Consider the following 17777-nt stretch of genomic DNA (forward strand, 5'->3'; position numbering starts at 1 on the left):
ACGTTGTCAGTTTCACTTTCATGTTCTGCTCTGATGTTGATGATAAAATCTCTGGCTGTATCGTGAAGCGGAATAATATCAGGCTGTCTGAACTGATCCAGGTATTCTCTGATCTGAATTTCATCCAGGTTATTTTCGTTGATATGGGTAATGGCATCTTTAAACCATTTAGCTGGTCTATATCCTAATTCAATTAAGTGATTTCCGTTAAATTCCATTGGTTGTTTCATTTTGATAATGCAAAGTAATACCATAAGTGCGCAATAATTCTGCGCAGATAAAATTATTTTAATTATTTTTGTAAAAAAGATCAAAAGGCTTATTTGCTTTTTACCATCTTTAATCATTGCTCATTAAAATAAAAAATATGCTATCGGAACAATTAAAAAACAATCCTGACACTATTCAGTTCAAAGATGTCATTACACACATCGACGAGCAGTACGATTTTACACCGACTTTTTTTAAAAACGGAGATGCTGTGAATGAAGCAGGACAGAATAACGGTTCATGCAAGATTTTCAGTTTTGCAAAACTCCAGGGATTGTCAAAAGAGCAGACACTTGCTCTTTTCGGAGAATTTTACAGGGAAGATGTCTTAAAAAATCCGGAAGGAACGGACCACCAGAATATCAGAAACTTTATGGAATACGGATGGGAAGGGATTTCGTTTGAGGGAGAAGCATTGAAAGAGAGATGATTTTATAAGTCAATGGTGAATTTGCTTCGCAGGTGAATGGTGAATTCCGGAAACGTTTGATCCATTAGGGAACAGAAGCAAAGAAGCAATTGTATAAGTCAATCGTGAATTTGCTTCGCAGGTGAATGGTGAATTCTGGAAACGTTTAATCCATTAAGGAACAGAAGCAAAGAAGCAATTGTATAAGTCAATCGTGAATTTTGCTTCGCAGGTGAATGGTGAATTCCGGAAATAATTATGTATAAAAAATTGACTTGCGAAGCAAAATTCACCTTTCACTATTCACTCCCCCCCTTTCATTCTATCACAAAAAACCACACAACCATGTCATCCAATAAAAATGCCCTCATCCGTTACAAAACATTAGACAAATGCCTTAAGAACAAATACAGGAAATATACGCTGGAAGATCTTATTGATGCCTGTTCTGATGCCCTGTTTGAATTTGAAGGAAAAGAGTCTTATGTAAGCAGGCGGACCGTTCAGCTCGACCTGCAGAATATGCGGAGTGAAAAATTCGGGTACGAAGCTCCCATTGAAGTATACGACAGAAAGTACTACCGCTACAGTGATCCGGAATACAGCATCCACAATATCTCTGTGAATGAAAGTGACCTTAAAGCGATGAATAATGCGGTTCAGATCCTGAAACAGTTCAAAGATTTCTCTATGTTCAAAGAAATGAACGGGGTTATCCAGAAACTGGAAGATTCGATTCATTCCACGGGGCAGAAATCCATCATTCATCTGGATAAAAATGAACAGCTGAAAGGGCTTGAGCACATCGACATCCTTTATGAAAGCATCTCAAATAAAAGGGTGCTGAATATTCTTTACCGCAGTTTTACCGCCAGGGAATCCAGTAATTATGTGGTACACCCACAGCTTCTTAAGGAGTTTAATAACAGATGGTTCCTGATCTGCCAGCATAAGGGCAAAATGTATAATTTAGCCCTCGACAGAATGGAAAAAATTAATGTGGAGGAAAATATTGAATATATAGATAAAGATCTGGACGGTGACGAATATTTTAAAGATATTGTAGGGGTTACGGTTTCTGAAACTATGGCTCCGAGAAATGTTGTTTTCTTTGTAGATTCATCGAATGCGCCTTATGTAAAAACAAAACCTATTCATAAAAGCCAGGAAATTGTAAGCGAAACTGAAGAAGGCACGCTATTTAAGATCTGTGTACAAATTAATTTTGAACTCGAAAGACTTCTGCTGGGCTTTGGAGAATGTCTGATTGTTTATAAGCCTAAAAAACTGAGACTGAAACTTCAGGATAAATTTAAAGCAGGATACAGAAACTATGAGAATTTAATTGTTCCGGATGAGAGCTGATTTTTTCAGCCACAAAAGAAACATTTAAAGTAGTCAGATCCAAATTCCTCTCTCCTGGAGGAGTAGCCAATCTTTGATTTGACGGGGTGGTAAATAATTACTATAAAGATATCTTCTACAGCACTGATCAGTACCCATATTTTTAAAATGGCTTAAAAATTGTAGTAATCAGTTCATAAAAAATCTTATTATGAAATCAAGAATATTTAAAGCATTAATTGCCATTATAGCACCTATTGCGATAGAATATATCGTAAAAAAGATATCTGAAAAACTGGATAAAAAAGAAGAAGATAAGGGAAAAGGACCTAAGCAGATTACTGCTTAAAAACGTAGAAGTAGTTAAAATTTAATTTTATTGAAAAGAGGCCGTCACTCATGTGTACAGCCTCTTTTTTTTTTTAAAAAATTTTTTTTTTTGCAGTAATCGTTTTACTAAATATAACTTCTTCCACTCGGAAATCCGAATTCTTTAATCAACGCAAAAACACTGCGCACTACCGCCTTTACTTTGCCTTAAAATTGAACGCAATGACACCAAAAATACTGAAAAAAATAAAAGAAATAGAGGAAACACGTAATGTAGAAGTCCTTCTTGCCGTAGAATCGGGAAGCAGAGCCTGGGGTTTTGCATCTCCGGACAGCGATTATGATATCCGTTTTATCTACCGGCATGAAAAAGACTGGTATCTTTCTCCGTGGGACAAAGATGAAACCATAGAATTCATGACTGAAGATGACCTGGACGGTTCCGGATGGGATCTTCGGAAAACATTTCATCTTTTACTGAAGTCCAATGCTGCTTTACTGAGCTGGTTTTACTCTCCTATCGTTTATGTAAAAAATGAAAATTTTTATAAACTTTTTAAACCTTTGGCGGATGCCTGTTTTTCTCCGATAGCGGTTTCTTATCACTATCTGAGCATGAGCAAAAAATATCTTGAAGCCTGCAGAAGTGATGAAGTGAAACTGAAAAGCTATTTTTACTGCTTAAGAACTGCACTGACCGGAAAATGGATCATAGAAAAAGGAATGGTTCCGCCTGTTTTGTTCAGTGAATTGTTGGTTTTGGTTGATGATTATACGAAAACTAAAATAGAAGAGCTTGTTGCCTTAAAAGCTACAAAAGGAGAATCCTATTACCATTCGAATGATTGGGAACTTTTTGGGTTTCTGGAAAGTATGGTTAAGGATAATGAAGAAAAGGCAAAGAATTTAGTTGGAGGTAAGGCGAATAAAAATGAGATGGAGAGGGTTTTTAAGGAGATATTAAAAGTCTAAAAGTTCTATTTTTTGAATTCCTTCAATTCTAAATACTCTCTTTGCATTTCTTAGTTTACAATTAGCTATAAGATATTCATTTGAGAAGACTTCGCAATTTTCAATAGTACGAATTGTGAAGTTTTCTTGCTTATCTCTGTAATGTATTCTATATTTACTTTTCCCAAAACTAATTTTATCAAAACTTTGTTCTTCTATAAATTCGCTTACATTAATAAAAACCGCGTTATGGTAACTAAATATTGGTGCATAAATAAGTTCATCATTAGCATCAACTTTTATGAATCCATCTATTACTTTAAATTTCGATAGGTCGTTAATATTCTTAACAATATTTTTTGATTCTAAAAAATCATAATACTCTAATTCATGTTTATAATGATTAAAATATATTTGTTTGGGATAAATTATTCTATCACTAAGTTTAAAATATTTTTTACCAAATATTAAAACTGAAATTTGTTTAATAATTGTCTCATCATAAGGTAGAATATCCTTAAAGACATATGGAGAAACAAAATCCTCGGAAAACGAATTTGTTTCTGGGTTATACCATTTACATTTAAATATTTTTTTTGAAAAAGTTCTTAAATAAATGTTTCCCGTTTTTGTAATTTGTTTTTCTATACCAACATTATCTTTTTTAATTCTCCTATCACTCTCAACCCCTACTATCATCATTAAAGGAGGAAGAAAATTTAATGATGCTGTAATAGATTGTTTTGGTTCAGAAGTTGAAACATGGTTTAATGATGCTTTTCTTTTTCCTAATTCAAAATCGACAGTTTTAAATATTATATTCTTGTTTAGATAAGTATTATAGTTTTGATCATCTTTAAAAACATTAGAGAAAAAATTATTTTCTGTTAAATAATCAATATTATTCTTTTCAATTAATTTTAGTTCCTGAACAGTAAACCAATTTGAAATGATTTTATTTTTTTTGTGAGAATAATATAAACATTTAACTTGTACAATTTCAGAAAGATTATTATTTATTTTTTCCAACTTTTCAAATATAATCATTAATGGAGGAATAAAATTAGCTTCAGCTTTTAATATTATATTAGAAAAGTCTTCAATAAAAACATGCGTCTTTACTGCCACAATATCACCTAATTGAAACATGATTAAAAAGTTTTTTTGATAAAAGTACAAAAAATATTATTAAATTTGAAAAGCCTTGAAACCTATTTCGCTGTACAGTTAATATAGAACAAACAGTTTGCAAATTGCGAATTACTACGTTGAAAACGTACGGTAAGATGTTTATCAACTGAGGTAGGCTCTGATGGGTTTAATCCTATTAGCAGTAGCACCAGTATATAAGCTGACCTGACTACAAAGGTAATGAATTTAAGTGATTCCATAAATTGAATTATATTAGATATTATTATTAATGTGTTAAGTTTAAAAATTTTTTAATGACTCAGTAATGGGTATTTGTTCGCCTTTAGGGTAATGTTTACAGCATTTTTTATATTATACAGTTTCAAGGCTTTTATCATAATGAAAAATGAAAAGAAAAAATTAGAAAAACCTGAGTGGTTTAAAGTTAAGGGATATCTTCATTTAACTCCAAACATCAATTCAAAATTTCCTAATTGGATTACGATTGCAAATCAAATAAAAAACCCAAACTATATTTCAAAATATTGTTTTTTTCCTCTAATTCATAATATCATTTTAGAACGTAGGTATAAACATGTAAAACAATATAACAAGTTTGGTGTAGAAATAAAAGATGCAGATGGAAATACTTATAAAAAAAGAAGTCACAAAGAATATAATCCTAAGTTAGGAACTTATCAATCAACAGCAAAAGCAAGACCTATACATTATGCCAGTCATAAAGATTCTTTAATTTTTTCATATTACTCACATTTATTAAATGAAGGTTATAAAAAAATTCTTACATCAAATACAGAACTTGATAAATCTGTAACTGCATATAGAAAAATTGTAAAAATTGATGAAGTAACACAAAAAGAAATAGGAAAAAGTACAATTGACTTTGCATTTGAAATATTTGAAGAAATTAAAAATAGAGCAAAAGATAAAGACATTGCAGTTTTGGCTTTTGATATTGAAAAATTCTTTTCTTCATTAAATCATCAAAAACTTAAAGAAAAGTGGAATGAAGTAATGCAATATGATTCTAATTTTTCTTGTGTTGATTTAAATAAGGATCATTTTAGAGTTTATAAAGCAACAACCGATTTTAGTTATGTTCTACTAGATGATTTAAGAGTTTCTAAAAAACACCTAAATGGTAAAAAAGCTGGTTTCAATGAATCGAAATTAGCACACATAAGAAAAAAGGAAGGATTTAAATGTTTTTTTGAATCAAATCAAGACTTTCGTAACCAAATAAGACAAAAAAAGTTAAAAGTATATAAGAATCCATTTTGGGATAAAGATAAAAAAATCAAAAAGGGTATCCCACAAGGTTTACCAATCAGTGCAACATTAGCAAACATTTATTTGTTAGATTTTGATAGGATTATCATCGAAAAATTAGTTAGTAGTAAAATGTGCTATTATCGTAGATATTCGGATGATATCATTATCATTTGCAATCCAGACGAGATTGAACTAGTAAAAGAAATTGTAGAAAAAGAAATGCAAAATAATCTTGTATCTATAAGTAAGGAAAAAACAGAAACATTTATTTTTAAACATATTGAAAAAAAATTAGTGTCTCATAAACTCGCAAAAAAATATATTGATCAAAAAGAAGTAAATATTGAAATTCCTTATAGTCCACTAAAATATCTTGGCTTTGAATTTAGAGGATACAATATAAATATTAAATCTGCAAATATTTCTAAATTCTATAGAAAGCTTATTAATGTTGTTAAAAGAAGAGCAAGAAGAGCAAAATTTGCAAAAGCAAAAGATCCTTTTAACCCTAAGACCATTTTTATCAATCAAATAAAAAAATTATATAATTCTCATAATAAAAAATTTGACAAAGATTCCTATAATAAAAAACAAAGACGAAAAAAGTACAATTTAAAATATAACTCTAAAAAAGGTTTTTTTGAGATTAATCATATTTCTTCTAAAAAAACTAAAAGGCAAAGTAACTATTCAAGATATGTTGAAAGATCTTCTGATATAATGAATGAGCTAGGTATTAAGAAACAAATAAGAAAGCAAAAAAATGTTTTATTTAGAGCCATTAATAAGCACTTAAATAAATCATGACAATTTCAGACTTAAAAAACAAAAACCTCATCCTCCTCGAAACCATCTCCGGAAGCCGCTCTTTCGGACTTGCAACAGAAAACTCAGATACAGATATCCGTGGCGTATATTATCTGCCGAAAGAAGATTTTTTTGGTCTGAATTATATTCCGCAGATTTCTAATGAGACCAATGATATTACGTATTATGAAATCGGGAGATTTGTAGAATTATTGCAGAAAAACAACCCCAATATTCTGGAAGTGCTGGCAAGTCCGGAAGATTGTATTCAACATAAAAATCCGTTGATGGATTTGTTGAAACCTGAAGATTTCCTTTCCAAATTATGTAAAGATACGTTTGCAGGTTACGCGATTTCGCAGATCAAAAAAGCAAAAGGGCTTAATAAAAAGATTCTCAATCCAATCGATAAAGAAAGAAAATCCATTCTTGATTTCTGCTATGTTTTACAAAACCAAGGTTCAATTCAGTTGAAAAAATGGCTTTCAGAAAATGGAAAAGTTCAGGAACAATGTGGATTGGTAAGCATCGATAATACCAAAGGAATGTTTGCGCTTTTCTACGATGAATCCCGAGATTTAAACTACAAAGGAACTATCCAGAATGAAGAAGCTAATCAGGTTTCTGTATCATCTGTCCCGAAAGAGGAAAAACCGGTTGCCTATTTGTTTTGCAACCTCGATGCCTACTCCACGTATTGCAAAGATTACAGAGAATATTGGAAGTGGGTTTCCGAACGAAATGAAGACCGTTACAATGTCAATCAAACTCACGGACAAAATTATGACAGCAAAAACATGATGCACACCATTCGTCTTTTGCAGTCTTGTGAACAAATTTTCAAAACAAATTCATTACAAATCCGTGTAGAAAATCGGGATGAATTATTGGATATTAAAGCCGGAAACTGGTCCTATGAAGCTGTTATGCAGAAAGCAGAAAATCTGATAAAGTCCATAGAACATTATCACTCAGTTTCTACCCTTCCCGAAAATCCTGATTTGGAAAAAACAACCAGGATTTTAGTAGAAATCAGAGAGCAATTATATGGATCATAACTTCCTGTTTGCTTAATAAGTATAAACCTCATGAGTCTAAGACCCATGAGGTTTTTTTAATCTTAAAAGAACATATGAATTCCTATTTGCTGAAGTATTTAATTTGATTTAAAGGAATAGAACTTGGGTAGAAGGTATGAGCAATCAGCAGCTCAGCTTTTTTGGAATTCCTGTCTATGGATACAATTCCTTTTCCTGTCATATAGAGCAATTGTTCCTTTGCATTCACTTCAATATTAGAAACCGGATATAATGAGGGATCAATAGGGATTTCCAGGGTTGTTTTCCCTTTGAGATCTACTATAAAAATTTTGTTTTTGGTGTATCCTGCCACTTCATTTTGGTTCACCACCTGCCAGTTTTTGATAATATCCTGAGGCTCGAACAGCCATTTTTCCTTTCCTGACTGGGCATCAAGAGCAATTAAGGCCATTTTGTTTTCGCCTTCCGATTTTTTACAAACAATGAACAGATCGTTCGTTAAAGAAGTTTGGTCATCTCCTAAGCCCGGATATTTTTTGGATTGATAGGTCCATTCAAAAATATCTTTCCGGTCTATAAAATTGTTCTTGGGATTGGTAATATCTCCGCCTTTTGCCAATCCTTTTTTATCCACAGCCAATGCATGGAAAACTCCGTGATCATCCCCTACAAACAAGTATTTTTTTGAAGTCTGCATCTGAGTATAAAGAGGGTTTTCAAAGACTGCACCTTCATACATTCCGTTACTGGCAAAAGTTCCTTCCTTGTAATGTAAATCGAGATAAACGGCAGAATTAAGATAGATATTATCCGAGTTTTCAACCGGTTGATAGTAGTTATAGTTGGTAGAATTTTCAGAAGTAGAACTGCTGGTTCCGTTCTTAGCATTGATCACATAAAATCGGGACGTAAATTCCCCCGGCCGGCCGGCAGAAGCAATATACACATTGTTGTTATACAGCAAAGGTTTGGACATGAAAATAGGTCCAAAATCACTTCCAGAATTCTCCGTAACTATTGAACCATCTTCTGCAGCTGTTGCTGCAATGGCCTGATCGGGAGCATCTTTATAATTATGATTCCAATTGATTTTTCCTGAAACAATTTGAGCTGAAATGAATCTTCCACTTTCAAAAGGCAGATAAATTGATTTTTCATCATAGCTAAACCGGTTGCGGTTCATCAGGGTGTCTTCTTTTGAAACATACTTCCATGTCAATTGTTTCGTTTCCAGATTAAAATTAAATAATTTCCCTTTTGATGAGACGATCAGTGTTTCATTAGGAACTTTCACTTCTGCTTCTGTTTTTTCAGAATTACAGCTCATCAAACCTGCTAAAATAACTATGGCTATTAATTTTTTCATCCTATTATTTTTTAACTACATTACCATTAGCATATACCACATAGTCCTGACCATCCTTTTTTTGCACAACTGTTTTTCCATTCACAAATTCTCCCGTATTGGTAAATTCCGGCTGAACAATCACTTCTTCTTTAAAGTTTTTCACTCCCCACTGTGCCGGCGCTTTCATAAAAAAGAATAATCCTTCTCCCGCATAGGATACGGATTCATAGGTAGGCGGAACCAGGATTTTCCCTGTTTTATCGGCAAAACCATACTTATTGTCCTTTGAAATTCTGAAGATGCCATCTTTCTCAGCCTGAATATCGCTGTAAATCGGCGGCAGAATCTCTTTTCCCTTATCATCTACGATTCCCCAGTTATGACCTAAACCTACCTGACAAAAACCGTTGGTAAAGCCTATTGAAATCCCTTCATACTTGGTAGCCACTACTATTTTGCCTTGCTTATCAATCAATCCCATATTGGGTTCATCTTCATTATCCACCAAACGGCGAACGCTTTCAAAATCCGAACCATTAAAATACACACTTTCATAAAAGGGATCTTCACTGATCCAGGCATCTTCTTTCTTATCATAATGCCCTTTCACCTGTTTTCCGTAATCATTTACTTCTTTCTGTGCTGTTTTGGCAGTTTCTGCGGTAGTAATGTTGGGTGCGTTTCCTTCTTCTTTATTTTTGGATTGACATGACACTAATGCGATGGTCATGCAGCTTAATAGGAGTATTTTCATTTTTATCTGTTTAGTTAGATAAAGATAAACAAAATAGGCTAAGATCATCTTTGCTCTTATTTATTTAACATTAGCGGCAAAAAAAATCCCTCAAATTGAGGGATTTAATTTATATCTAAGATTTAAATCTTAAGCTTCAGAAGAAGAATTTTGATCTCCGGCAGGTCTTTCTCCTTCCGGTCTTGTATTCTCTTCTCTTCTTTCCGGTCTGTCCTGTCTTTCTGGTCTACCCTGTCCTTCCGGTCTTCTGTCACCTTGAGGTCTGTCTTGTCCTTCAGGTCTTGGTTTAGATTCAGGTCTTGCAGGTCTTGGCAACAAAACTTTTCTTGAAAGTTTCATTTTCTTACGGTCATCGTAACCCATGAACTTCACTTCCACTTCGTCACCTTCGTTGTAAGGTACTTTATCCAGACGAGCCCACTCAATCTCAGAAATGTGAAGTAATCCTTCAGTTCCTTTTGCAATCGCTACAAAAGCTCCAAAATCCATTACTTTAACCACTTTTCCTTGGTACACTTCACCTACTACAGGTACAAATGTGATCTCGTTGATTCTGGCGATCGCTGCATTGATTTTCTCTCTGCTTACACCGGAAATCTCGATTCTTCCGATTTCTCCTACTTCTTCAATAGCAATAACAGTATCCGTATCTTTTTGCAATTGTTGAATGATTTTTCCACCAGGTCCGATCACAGCACCAATGAAATCTTTAGAGATCTCAAGCATTACCATTTTCGGAGCGTGTGGTTTCACATCTTCTCTTGGAGCAGAAATAGTTTCATTTAATTTATCTAAGATATGAAGTCTTCCGTTTCTTGCCTGCAGAAGAGCTTTTTCCATGATATCCATGGAAAGTCCCTGGATTTTGATATCCATCTGACAAGCGGTGATACCGTCTGCAGTTCCCGTTACTTTAAAGTCCATGTCTCCCAGGTGATCTTCATCTCCTAAGATATCAGAAAGAACAGTGAATTTTCCTGTTTTAACGTCTGTTACCAACCCCATTGCAATACCGGAAACAGGTTTTGTAATCTGGATACCCGCATCCATCAATGCTAAAGTTCCGGCACAAACCGTTGCCATTGAAGACGAACCGTTTGATTCTAAAATATCAGAAACGATACGGATCGTGTAAGGGTTTTCTTCAGGAATCATGTTGGCCAAAGCTCTCTGAGCCAGGTTTCCATGTCCTACTTCTCTTCTTGAAGTTCCTCTTAAAGGTCTTGCTTCACCCGTTGAGAACGGCGGGAAGTTATAATGTAGGAAAAATCTTTCGTCATAGTTTACCATAACGCTGTCTACCATGTTCGCATCTTTCACTGAGCCTAATGTTACAGCTGTTAAAGACTGAGTTTCACCTCTTGTGAAGATTGCAGAACCGTGAGCTCCCGGCAAATAATCAATTTCGCTCCAGATTGGACGAATTGTTTCAGGATCACGGCCATCAAGACGGATTTTATCATTCAAAATCATCTGACGCATAGCTTCTTTCTCTACATCGTGGTAATATACTTTAGCAAAGGGGGTTACTCTTTCCAGTTCTTCAGGATGTTCTACATATTGAGCTAAAAATTCTGCCAGAACAGCTTTGAATTTCTCTCCTCTTTCCTCTTTTCCTGAAGGAGTTTTCGCTACTTCATATACTTTATCGTATGTTTCTTTCCACACTTTCTCACGGATAGCTTCATCGTGATTTTCGTGGCTGTATTCTCTTTTTGGTAAAGATTTACCTACTTTTTCGGCTAATCTTTCCTGAGCTTCAACTTGTTTTTTGATTTCAACGTGAGCGAACTGAATTGCTTCAAGCATTTCTGCTTCAGAAATTTCTTTCATCTCCCCTTCTACCATTACGATAGAATCTTTAGTTGCTCCCACCATGATATCAAGGTCAGCAATTTTAAGATCTTCAAATTTAGGGTTCACAGAAAGCTCCCCGTTGATTCTTACGACTCTTACTTCAGACATTGGCCCGTTGAAAGGGATATCTGTAATAGCAATCGCTGCAGATGCTGCAAGACCTGCCAAATCATCAGGAATTGACGATCCGTCATAAGAAATCAATGAAATCATTACCTGAACTTCAGCATGGAAATCGTCAGGAAATAATGGTCTAAGAACTCTGTCTACCAAACGCATTGTCAAGATTTCCTGATCCGACGGTCTGGCTTCTCTTCTAAAAAAGTTTCCGGGAATTTTCCCTCCTGCGTAGAATTTTTCTCTGTAATCTACAGTTAAGGGTAGAAAATCTACTCCTTCTTTTGCTTCTTTACTGGCTACAACAGTTGCTAAAAGCATTGTTCCGCCCATTTTTACGACTACAGAACCATCAGCCTGTTTTGCTAATTTTCCTGTTTCAATTGTGATTTCTCTGCCGTCTGCAAGAATAATCGTTTCTGTAATTGCTTGAGGTATACTCATAAATTGTTTTGTGTTGCACTCCGTATTGAGTGCTTTAATTATTGATATTTCGTCTAAATTTTCGTCTGCAAATATACCATATAATAATGAGATATTAAATTTTCAGTCTTAGAAATACCATTCAGAATCGTAAGATTTCCCTTCCATTTTTGTCAAAGATGTAAAAATTACGGAAAGTATGTTGAACCTGTTCATTATTCAGGATGATAAAAAATGTTTTTTTAAAAGAAAATTGATTATTAAATCCTGTTGTTTTCGTATTATTGTCTCAAAAAGTGGAAATACTATTTCTATCCCATTCAATAGATTTCAATCTGCAAAAAAGCATTGGGGAAAAATGGCAGAAAAACAGCCCACTTTGTTATATTTACGTTGCTTCTCAAAACAGGTATGCAGCAGAAGAAATAACTGAAAAGAGCTTAAAAGTTTTTTTCAAATAAATAAATGTTTATGATCAATAAAGAAGTAAAGACACAGAGCAGGAATTACACCGTTCCTTTAATCACCATCACCCTGCTTTTTTTTATGTGGGGATTCATTACCTGTATGAATGATATCCTGATCCCCTATCTGAAACAGCTTTTCAAACTCACCTTTTTCGAATCGATGCTGGTACAGTTCTGTTTTTTCGGGGCCTATTTTATCGGTTCACTGATCTATTTCCTGATCTCAATTTCAAAGGGAGACCCTATTAATAAAGCCGGTTACAAAAAAGGAATCATGTTCGGTATTTTTCTGGCTGCCTTTGGGTGTGTCTTATTTTATCCGGCCGCGACTTTTTCTTATTATCCTTTATTCCTGGGGGCTTTATTTATTCTGGGATTGGGTTTTACAGTGCTTCAGATTACGGCCAATGCTTACGTTTCACTACTGGGCAGCGAAGAATCCGCTTCCAGCCGTCTGAATATGACCCAGGCTTTCAACGCTTTCGGAACCACGATTGCTCCCGTTCTTGGAGGTCATCTGATCTTTGAATTCTTTTCAGCTCCTGACGGTTCTTTCAGTGCTGTGGCAACAAGAATTCCTTATCTGATCTTTGCAGGTATCCTGCTTTTGGTTGCATTATTAATTTCAAGGGTAAAGCTGCCTTCTTTCCAGACCCAGGAAGAAGAGATCGTAAAAGGATGGGGCGCTCTTCAGTTCAGCCATCTGAAATTCGGGGTTTTTGCCATGTTCTGCTATGTAGGCGGAGAAGTGGCGGTAGGAAGCTTTATCATCAGCTTTCTGGAGCAGCCTCAGATCATGGGTTTTAATGAGATCGTCAGCAAAAATTATCTTTCACTTTATTGGGGAGGTGCGATGATCGGACGTTTTCTTGGGGCTATTTCTCTGAACCAGTCATTAAGCCAGGGAAAAAAAGCGGTTTATATGCTGGGTGCAGCAGCAGCTGTTTTCTTAGTTATTTTCAGTATCGTAGACCTGAGTTTTGCCCAGATCAGCTTTTTCATTGTATTTATTATACTTAATTTTATTGCTTTCTTTATTGGTAAAGCAGCTCCGGCAAGGACATTATCTATTTTCGCAGGGATCAACGTTATTTTACTGATTTCAACGATGGTAAGTCACGGAGAATTAGCCATGTACAGCATTTTGGGAATTGGTATTTTCAATTCTATTATGTTCTCAAACATTTACACATTGGCTATTTCCGGATTAGGAAAATATACCAGCCAGGGATCATCTCTCGTTGTAATGGCCATTTTAGGAGGTGCTATTGTTCCTATTTTCCAGGGATATCTTGCTGATCAGCTGGGAGTACAGCATTCGTTTATTATTCCGGTGTTCTGCTATCTGGTGATTTTGATTTTTGGTGCTTACTGTACTAAATATTTAGGACACGTAGAAACAACTGAAGCTAAATCCGGACATTAATTTCAATTAAAAATATAAATCATGTGAGGCACTTTTTAAGTGTCTCATTTTTTTGTTTAAAGTATTTTGTCGAAGTTTTCGTCTAAAAAAGAAACATATACTATCTATGAAAACACAATTACAACTTGAATACATCGCATTTCTGATCTTGGGAATGTTTGCATTTGCACACACCGAATTTTCATGGTGGTGGTTTGCAGGATTATTCTTTGCTCCTGATCTTTCCATGTTGGGATATGCGGTTAATAATAAAGCAGGAGCATTTTGCTATAATCTTTTCCATCATTTTGGAATAGCAGTTTTAGTTTATTTAGCAGGAACTTTTCTGGCACTTCCCTATTTAAATATGATCGGTGCTATTTTATTTGCCCATTCAGCTTTCGACAGAATTTTAGGGTATGGATTAAAATATCCTGACAGTTTTCAGAATACCCATTTGGGGAAAATCGGAAAAGACAAAAAATAAGGACATAAAAAAAGCAACCTCTTTCGAAGTCGCTTTTATTTGAAAATCCCTGTAGATTATTTTCTTAAACCTAGTTCAGCGATGATAGCTCTGTATCTTGTAATATCTTTTTTCTTAAGATAATCCAATAAGCTTTTTCTTTTACCTACCAATTTCACTAGAGATCTCTCTGTGTTGAAATCGTGACGGTTAGCCTTTAAATGCTGAGATAAGTGGTTGATTCTGAAAGTGAAAAGAGCTACTTGTCCTTCAGCACTTCCTGTGTCCTGTGCAGATTTTCCATGTTTTGCGAAAATTTCTGCTTTTTTTTCTGTTGTTAAGTACATTCCAATATTGTTTAATGATTATTATGTAACGGCTGCAAAATTACAACTATTTTTTAATTCAGCAAAACATTATTGATTTCATATATCAAATTTGATAGAAAAAAATGTTAAAAAATTCTTAATAAATTGTATGTCATCCGGTGAAAAGGCAGTAATTTTGCATACGAGTTACACAATGAGAAAAATTATATTCTTTACAGCAGTCAGTTCTTTTTTACTAATCGGCGCTATTTCAGTGAAAGCACAGAAGAATGCAGACCATAAGGTAAAAAAAATCCTATACTTCAATCCTGAGGTAGAGCCTGACATTGAGGAAATCAAGGAGCCTACCAATCTTGCTTTTTTCAGTGCTGTTTCCGATAATTTCAGCGGAAGAAAGAATAAAATCCTCAGAGCCGAGGTCAAAATCCCCTTTGACAGCGTTGAAAAACAAACCATCACCGACTACTGCATCAATAACGATGCGGATTTTGCCATTGTTCCCAAGGTAAGATACTTCAAGGTGGGAATCGGCAAATATGTATTTTCCAATCAGGTTGTAGTAAGCATGAAGCTTTTTGATGCAGCCGGAAACCTGGTTACCGAAACAGATTATGATACTTACCGGAAAAACATGCGTCTTTTAGGTTCTACAGAAAACTCTATAAAAATAGGAACCGACGGGGCGATCAAGGGGATTTTGAAAAAACTCAGAAAACTTAAATCCTGGGCTGGAGCAGAGCTTTAAAGTTGAATGGTCAATTCTGCTGCGCAGGTCAATGATCAATTATTACTGTCAAAAAAATTCACTCATTGACGATTCACAATTCCCGATCTACTCCATTTCCTTTCACAAGTATATTCTCATAGCTATTTTTTTTTAAATAAATTAAAAAAACCTCCAAACACTCTGATTATTAGTTAAATATTTTCATACTATAGTGAATAATATGATATTTTTTACTATTTTAGTTTTACAAATTAAAATTTATATCATATGAAAAATTTAAAGAAGCTCAACAGAGAGCAACAGAAACAAATTAATGGAGGTGCCATTAACAGATGTAACAATACCAACAGACCTTGCTCTATAGGATGGTGCTGCAACGGATTGTGCTCACCTTATGCATGTATTGACCCTGAACTTTAAGTATTAGATCTTTTATCTTAATAATTAAATCTATTGATATGAAAAATCTAAAGAAACTCAACAGAGAGCAGCAGAGACAAATCAATGGCGGAGCTATCACCAGATGTAGCATAACAAGGCCATGCAGTATAGGATGGTGTTGCGATGGTGCTTGTAAAGAATATGCATGCATAGAGGTTTAGAACAGGTTTGGATTAATAATTAAAACTTATTAATATGAAGAATCTTAAAAAACTCAACAGAAAAGAGCAGCAAAACATCAACGGTGGCGGAATGATCAAAAAATGCCAGCTCCATACCCAATGCGGATTCGGAGAATGCTGCGACGGAGGCATGTGTTTGCCCTCCCCTTACCCTTTATGCGGACCTATTCCGGAATAATACAGTAGTATGAATTAAACTTAATCTGAACATCCGCTCCGGCGGGTGTTTTTTATTACAAAGACATTTCTGATCTGCTTAAACTTTAATTAATCCTTAATTTTGCTGCTTTCCTTCATAGTCTTAAATTTTTGAATTATTTTTGCATATCCAAAAAATTCACGTTTTGAATTCCAGAGACGAACTTATCTTTAATCCTGCCGATATCGCCGAAACTCTCAGCAACCTTCCTGCTGATGAGAGGCTTCTGGCATTTTTAAAAGTTCCGAAAGAGTACAAAGCGGAAGTTTTTTCTCATCTTGACCCTGATTTTCAGGAGGAAACCATAAGAAGTATCGGCAGCGAGGAAGTATCTGAGATCCTGAACGGGATGACACCGGATGACAGAACTTCTCTTTTTGAGGACTTTCCGGATGAGCTGATCAAGTATTCCATCAATCATCTTAATCCTCAGGAAAGAAGGATCGCCCTGAAGCTTCTGGGTTACGATTCAGACTCTATTGCCCGTCTGATGACACCTTATTACATCCAGATCCGAAAAGAATGGACGGTAAAAAGATGCCTTCAGCAGATTAAAAAGGTCGGAAAAAGGGTAGAAACCATGAACCATCTGTATGTTGTGGATGAAAGGAACCGCCTGATTGATGATATTGCTCTGGGAAGCCTTCTTCTGGCTGAAGAAGACACTCTGATATCGGATATGACGGACAATCATTTCGTTGCAATAACGACGACCACTTCAAAGGAAGACGCTGTAACTTATTTTGAAAAATATGACAGAACCGCCCTTCCCATCATTACGGAAGCAGGCGTTCTTGTAGGCATTGTAACCATTGATGACATTCTTGACCAGATCGAACAGCAGAATACGGAAGATATTCAGAAATTCGGGGGTCTTGAAGCGCTGGACGATCCATATACGCAGACTTCTCTGGTGGAGATGATCAAAAAAAGAGGAATGTGGCTTATCATTCTTTTCTTCTCGGAAATGCTTACCGCCTCTGCGATGGGTTATTTTGAGGATGAAATTCAGAAAGCTGTAGTACTTGCTTTATTTGTTCCGCTAATTATTTCCAGCGGAGGAAATTCCGGTTCGCAGGCTGCAACCCTTATTATCCGGGCAATGGCTCTTCAGGAAATTGGCTTGAAAGACTGGTGGTATGTGATGAAAAAAGAAATCTTTACCGGGCTGGCGCTGGGAGGTATTCTAGGTGTTATCGGCTTTTTAAGGATTATGGTATGGCATGAAGCAGGTTTCTTCGATTATGGAATGTACTGGCCATACGTAGGCCTAAGTGTAGGGGTTTCTCTCGTTATGATCGTTCTTTGGGGAACGCTTTCAGGCTCTATGGTTCCTTTTATCCTGAAAAAGCTGAACCTTGACCCCGCAACTTCTTCTGCTCCGTTTGTAGCAACCCTGGTAGACGTTACCGGACTTATTATCTATTTTTCCGTAGCAGGACTTTTCCTGACAGGAAAACTTTTGTAATTTAGGCAGAACAAAGTCT

The 17777-nt window shown here is 35.3% G+C and carries 18 protein-coding genes; 13 read left to right on the forward strand and 5 right to left on the reverse strand.

What is annotated here, in order from left to right; all coding sequences use genetic code 11:
- The first annotated feature begins 367 nt into the window (after positions 1-367).
- The 4 genes from IX38_RS09155 (at position 368) to IX38_RS09165 (ending at position 3325) form a co-directional block, all read left to right on the forward strand.
- Complete coding sequence (locus tag IX38_RS09155) at positions 368-700, forward strand: HopJ type III effector protein (protein ID WP_034704032.1); 333 nt, start codon at positions 368-370, stop codon at positions 698-700.
- Between the two features lie 324 nt (positions 701-1024).
- Positions 1025-2044: a helix-turn-helix transcriptional regulator gene (locus IX38_RS09160; protein ID WP_034704145.1), complete on the forward strand. Its 1020-nt coding sequence runs from the start codon at positions 1025-1027 to the stop codon at positions 2042-2044.
- Positions 2045-2234: 190 nt separating this feature from the next.
- On the forward strand, positions 2235-2372 hold the full coding sequence (locus IX38_RS22950) for a hypothetical protein (protein ID WP_165570718.1): 138 nt from the start codon (positions 2235-2237) through the stop codon (positions 2370-2372).
- A gap of 203 nt (positions 2373-2575) precedes the next feature.
- A complete protein-coding gene (locus IX38_RS09165) occupies positions 2576-3325 on the forward strand; it encodes a nucleotidyltransferase domain-containing protein (RefSeq protein WP_034704033.1) in 750 nt (249 codons plus the stop codon).
- Here the strand turns inward: IX38_RS09165 and IX38_RS09170 are convergent.
- Positions 3314-4453 carry a WYL domain-containing protein gene (locus tag IX38_RS09170; protein WP_034704036.1) on the reverse strand — a complete coding sequence of 380 codons (1140 nt, stop codon included), beginning with the start codon at positions 4451-4453 and terminating at the stop codon, positions 3314-3316. The two genes, IX38_RS09165 and IX38_RS09170, sit on opposite strands and share 12 nt — an antisense overlap.
- 381 nt (positions 4454-4834) lie before the next feature.
- Here IX38_RS09170 and IX38_RS09175 point away from each other — a divergent pair, with 381 nt between their 5' ends.
- Both IX38_RS09175 and IX38_RS09180 read left to right on the forward strand, forming a co-directional pair.
- Positions 4835-6535, forward strand: a complete 1701-nt coding sequence (locus IX38_RS09175; protein ID WP_034704146.1) for a reverse transcriptase domain-containing protein — start codon at positions 4835-4837, stop codon at positions 6533-6535.
- Positions 6532-7593: a nucleotidyltransferase domain-containing protein gene (locus tag IX38_RS09180; protein ID WP_034704039.1), complete on the forward strand. Its 1062-nt coding sequence runs from the start codon at positions 6532-6534 to the stop codon at positions 7591-7593. The genes IX38_RS09175 and IX38_RS09180 overlap by 4 nt, the downstream gene beginning before the upstream one ends.
- Positions 7594-7675: 82 nt before the next feature.
- Here the strand turns inward: IX38_RS09180 and IX38_RS09185 are convergent, their stop codons facing one another.
- From IX38_RS09185 to IX38_RS09195, 3 genes are all read right to left on the reverse strand, one after another.
- Complete coding sequence (locus tag IX38_RS09185) at positions 7676-8941, reverse strand: PQQ-binding-like beta-propeller repeat protein (RefSeq protein WP_131368654.1); 1266 nt, start codon at positions 8939-8941, stop codon at positions 7676-7678.
- A 4-nt stretch (positions 8942-8945) separates the two neighbouring features.
- Positions 8946-9677, reverse strand: coding sequence for a WG repeat-containing protein (locus IX38_RS09190; RefSeq protein ID WP_165570719.1), 732 nt, complete (start codon positions 9675-9677; stop codon positions 8946-8948).
- Positions 9678-9806: 129 nt separating this feature from the next.
- Entirely contained in the window at positions 9807-12095 is a 2289-nt protein-coding gene (locus tag IX38_RS09195) for a polyribonucleotide nucleotidyltransferase (protein ID WP_034704045.1), read from the reverse strand.
- Positions 12096-12545: 450 nt separating this feature from the next.
- Between IX38_RS09195 and IX38_RS09205 the strand changes: the two genes are divergently transcribed.
- Positions 12546-13967, forward strand: coding sequence for a sugar MFS transporter (locus IX38_RS09205; protein WP_034704050.1), 1422 nt, complete (start codon positions 12546-12548; stop codon positions 13965-13967).
- Between the two features lie 106 nt (positions 13968-14073).
- Positions 14074-14433, forward strand: coding sequence for a DUF4260 domain-containing protein (locus tag IX38_RS09210; protein WP_034704053.1), 360 nt, complete (start codon positions 14074-14076; stop codon positions 14431-14433).
- A gap of 56 nt (positions 14434-14489) precedes the next feature.
- Here the strand turns inward: IX38_RS09210 and rpsO are convergent, their stop codons facing one another.
- A complete protein-coding gene (gene rpsO, locus IX38_RS09215) occupies positions 14490-14759 on the reverse strand; it encodes a 30S ribosomal protein S15 (RefSeq protein WP_034704056.1) in 270 nt (89 codons plus the stop codon).
- 175 nt (positions 14760-14934) lie between these two features.
- Between rpsO and IX38_RS09220 the strand changes: the two genes are divergently transcribed.
- From IX38_RS09220 to mgtE, 5 genes are all read left to right on the forward strand, one after another.
- On the forward strand, positions 14935-15486 hold the full coding sequence (locus tag IX38_RS09220; protein WP_034704058.1) for a hypothetical protein: 552 nt from the start codon (positions 14935-14937) through the stop codon (positions 15484-15486).
- A gap of 249 nt (positions 15487-15735) precedes the next feature.
- The gene (locus IX38_RS23120; RefSeq protein ID WP_194293695.1) at positions 15736-15888 is read left to right on the forward strand and encodes a bacteriocin-like protein; all 153 of its coding nucleotides are present in this window, start codon (positions 15736-15738) and stop codon (positions 15886-15888) included.
- 38 nt (positions 15889-15926) lie between these two features.
- A complete protein-coding gene (locus IX38_RS23560) occupies positions 15927-16070 on the forward strand; it encodes a bacteriocin-like protein (RefSeq protein ID WP_449384747.1) in 144 nt (47 codons plus the stop codon).
- A gap of 34 nt (positions 16071-16104) precedes the next feature.
- Entirely contained in the window at positions 16105-16269 is a 165-nt protein-coding gene (locus tag IX38_RS22955; protein ID WP_165570720.1) for a bacteriocin-like protein, read from the forward strand.
- A gap of 166 nt (positions 16270-16435) precedes the next feature.
- The gene (gene mgtE / locus IX38_RS09225; RefSeq protein WP_034704061.1) at positions 16436-17758 is read left to right on the forward strand and encodes a magnesium transporter; all 1323 of its coding nucleotides are present in this window, start codon (positions 16436-16438) and stop codon (positions 17756-17758) included.
- The last annotated feature ends 19 nt before the right edge of the window (positions 17759-17777 follow it).

It is taken from the genome of Chryseobacterium luteum, assembly GCF_000737785.1.
In the GTDB taxonomy this organism is placed as follows: Bacteria; Bacteroidota; Bacteroidia; order Flavobacteriales; family Weeksellaceae; genus Chryseobacterium; species Chryseobacterium luteum.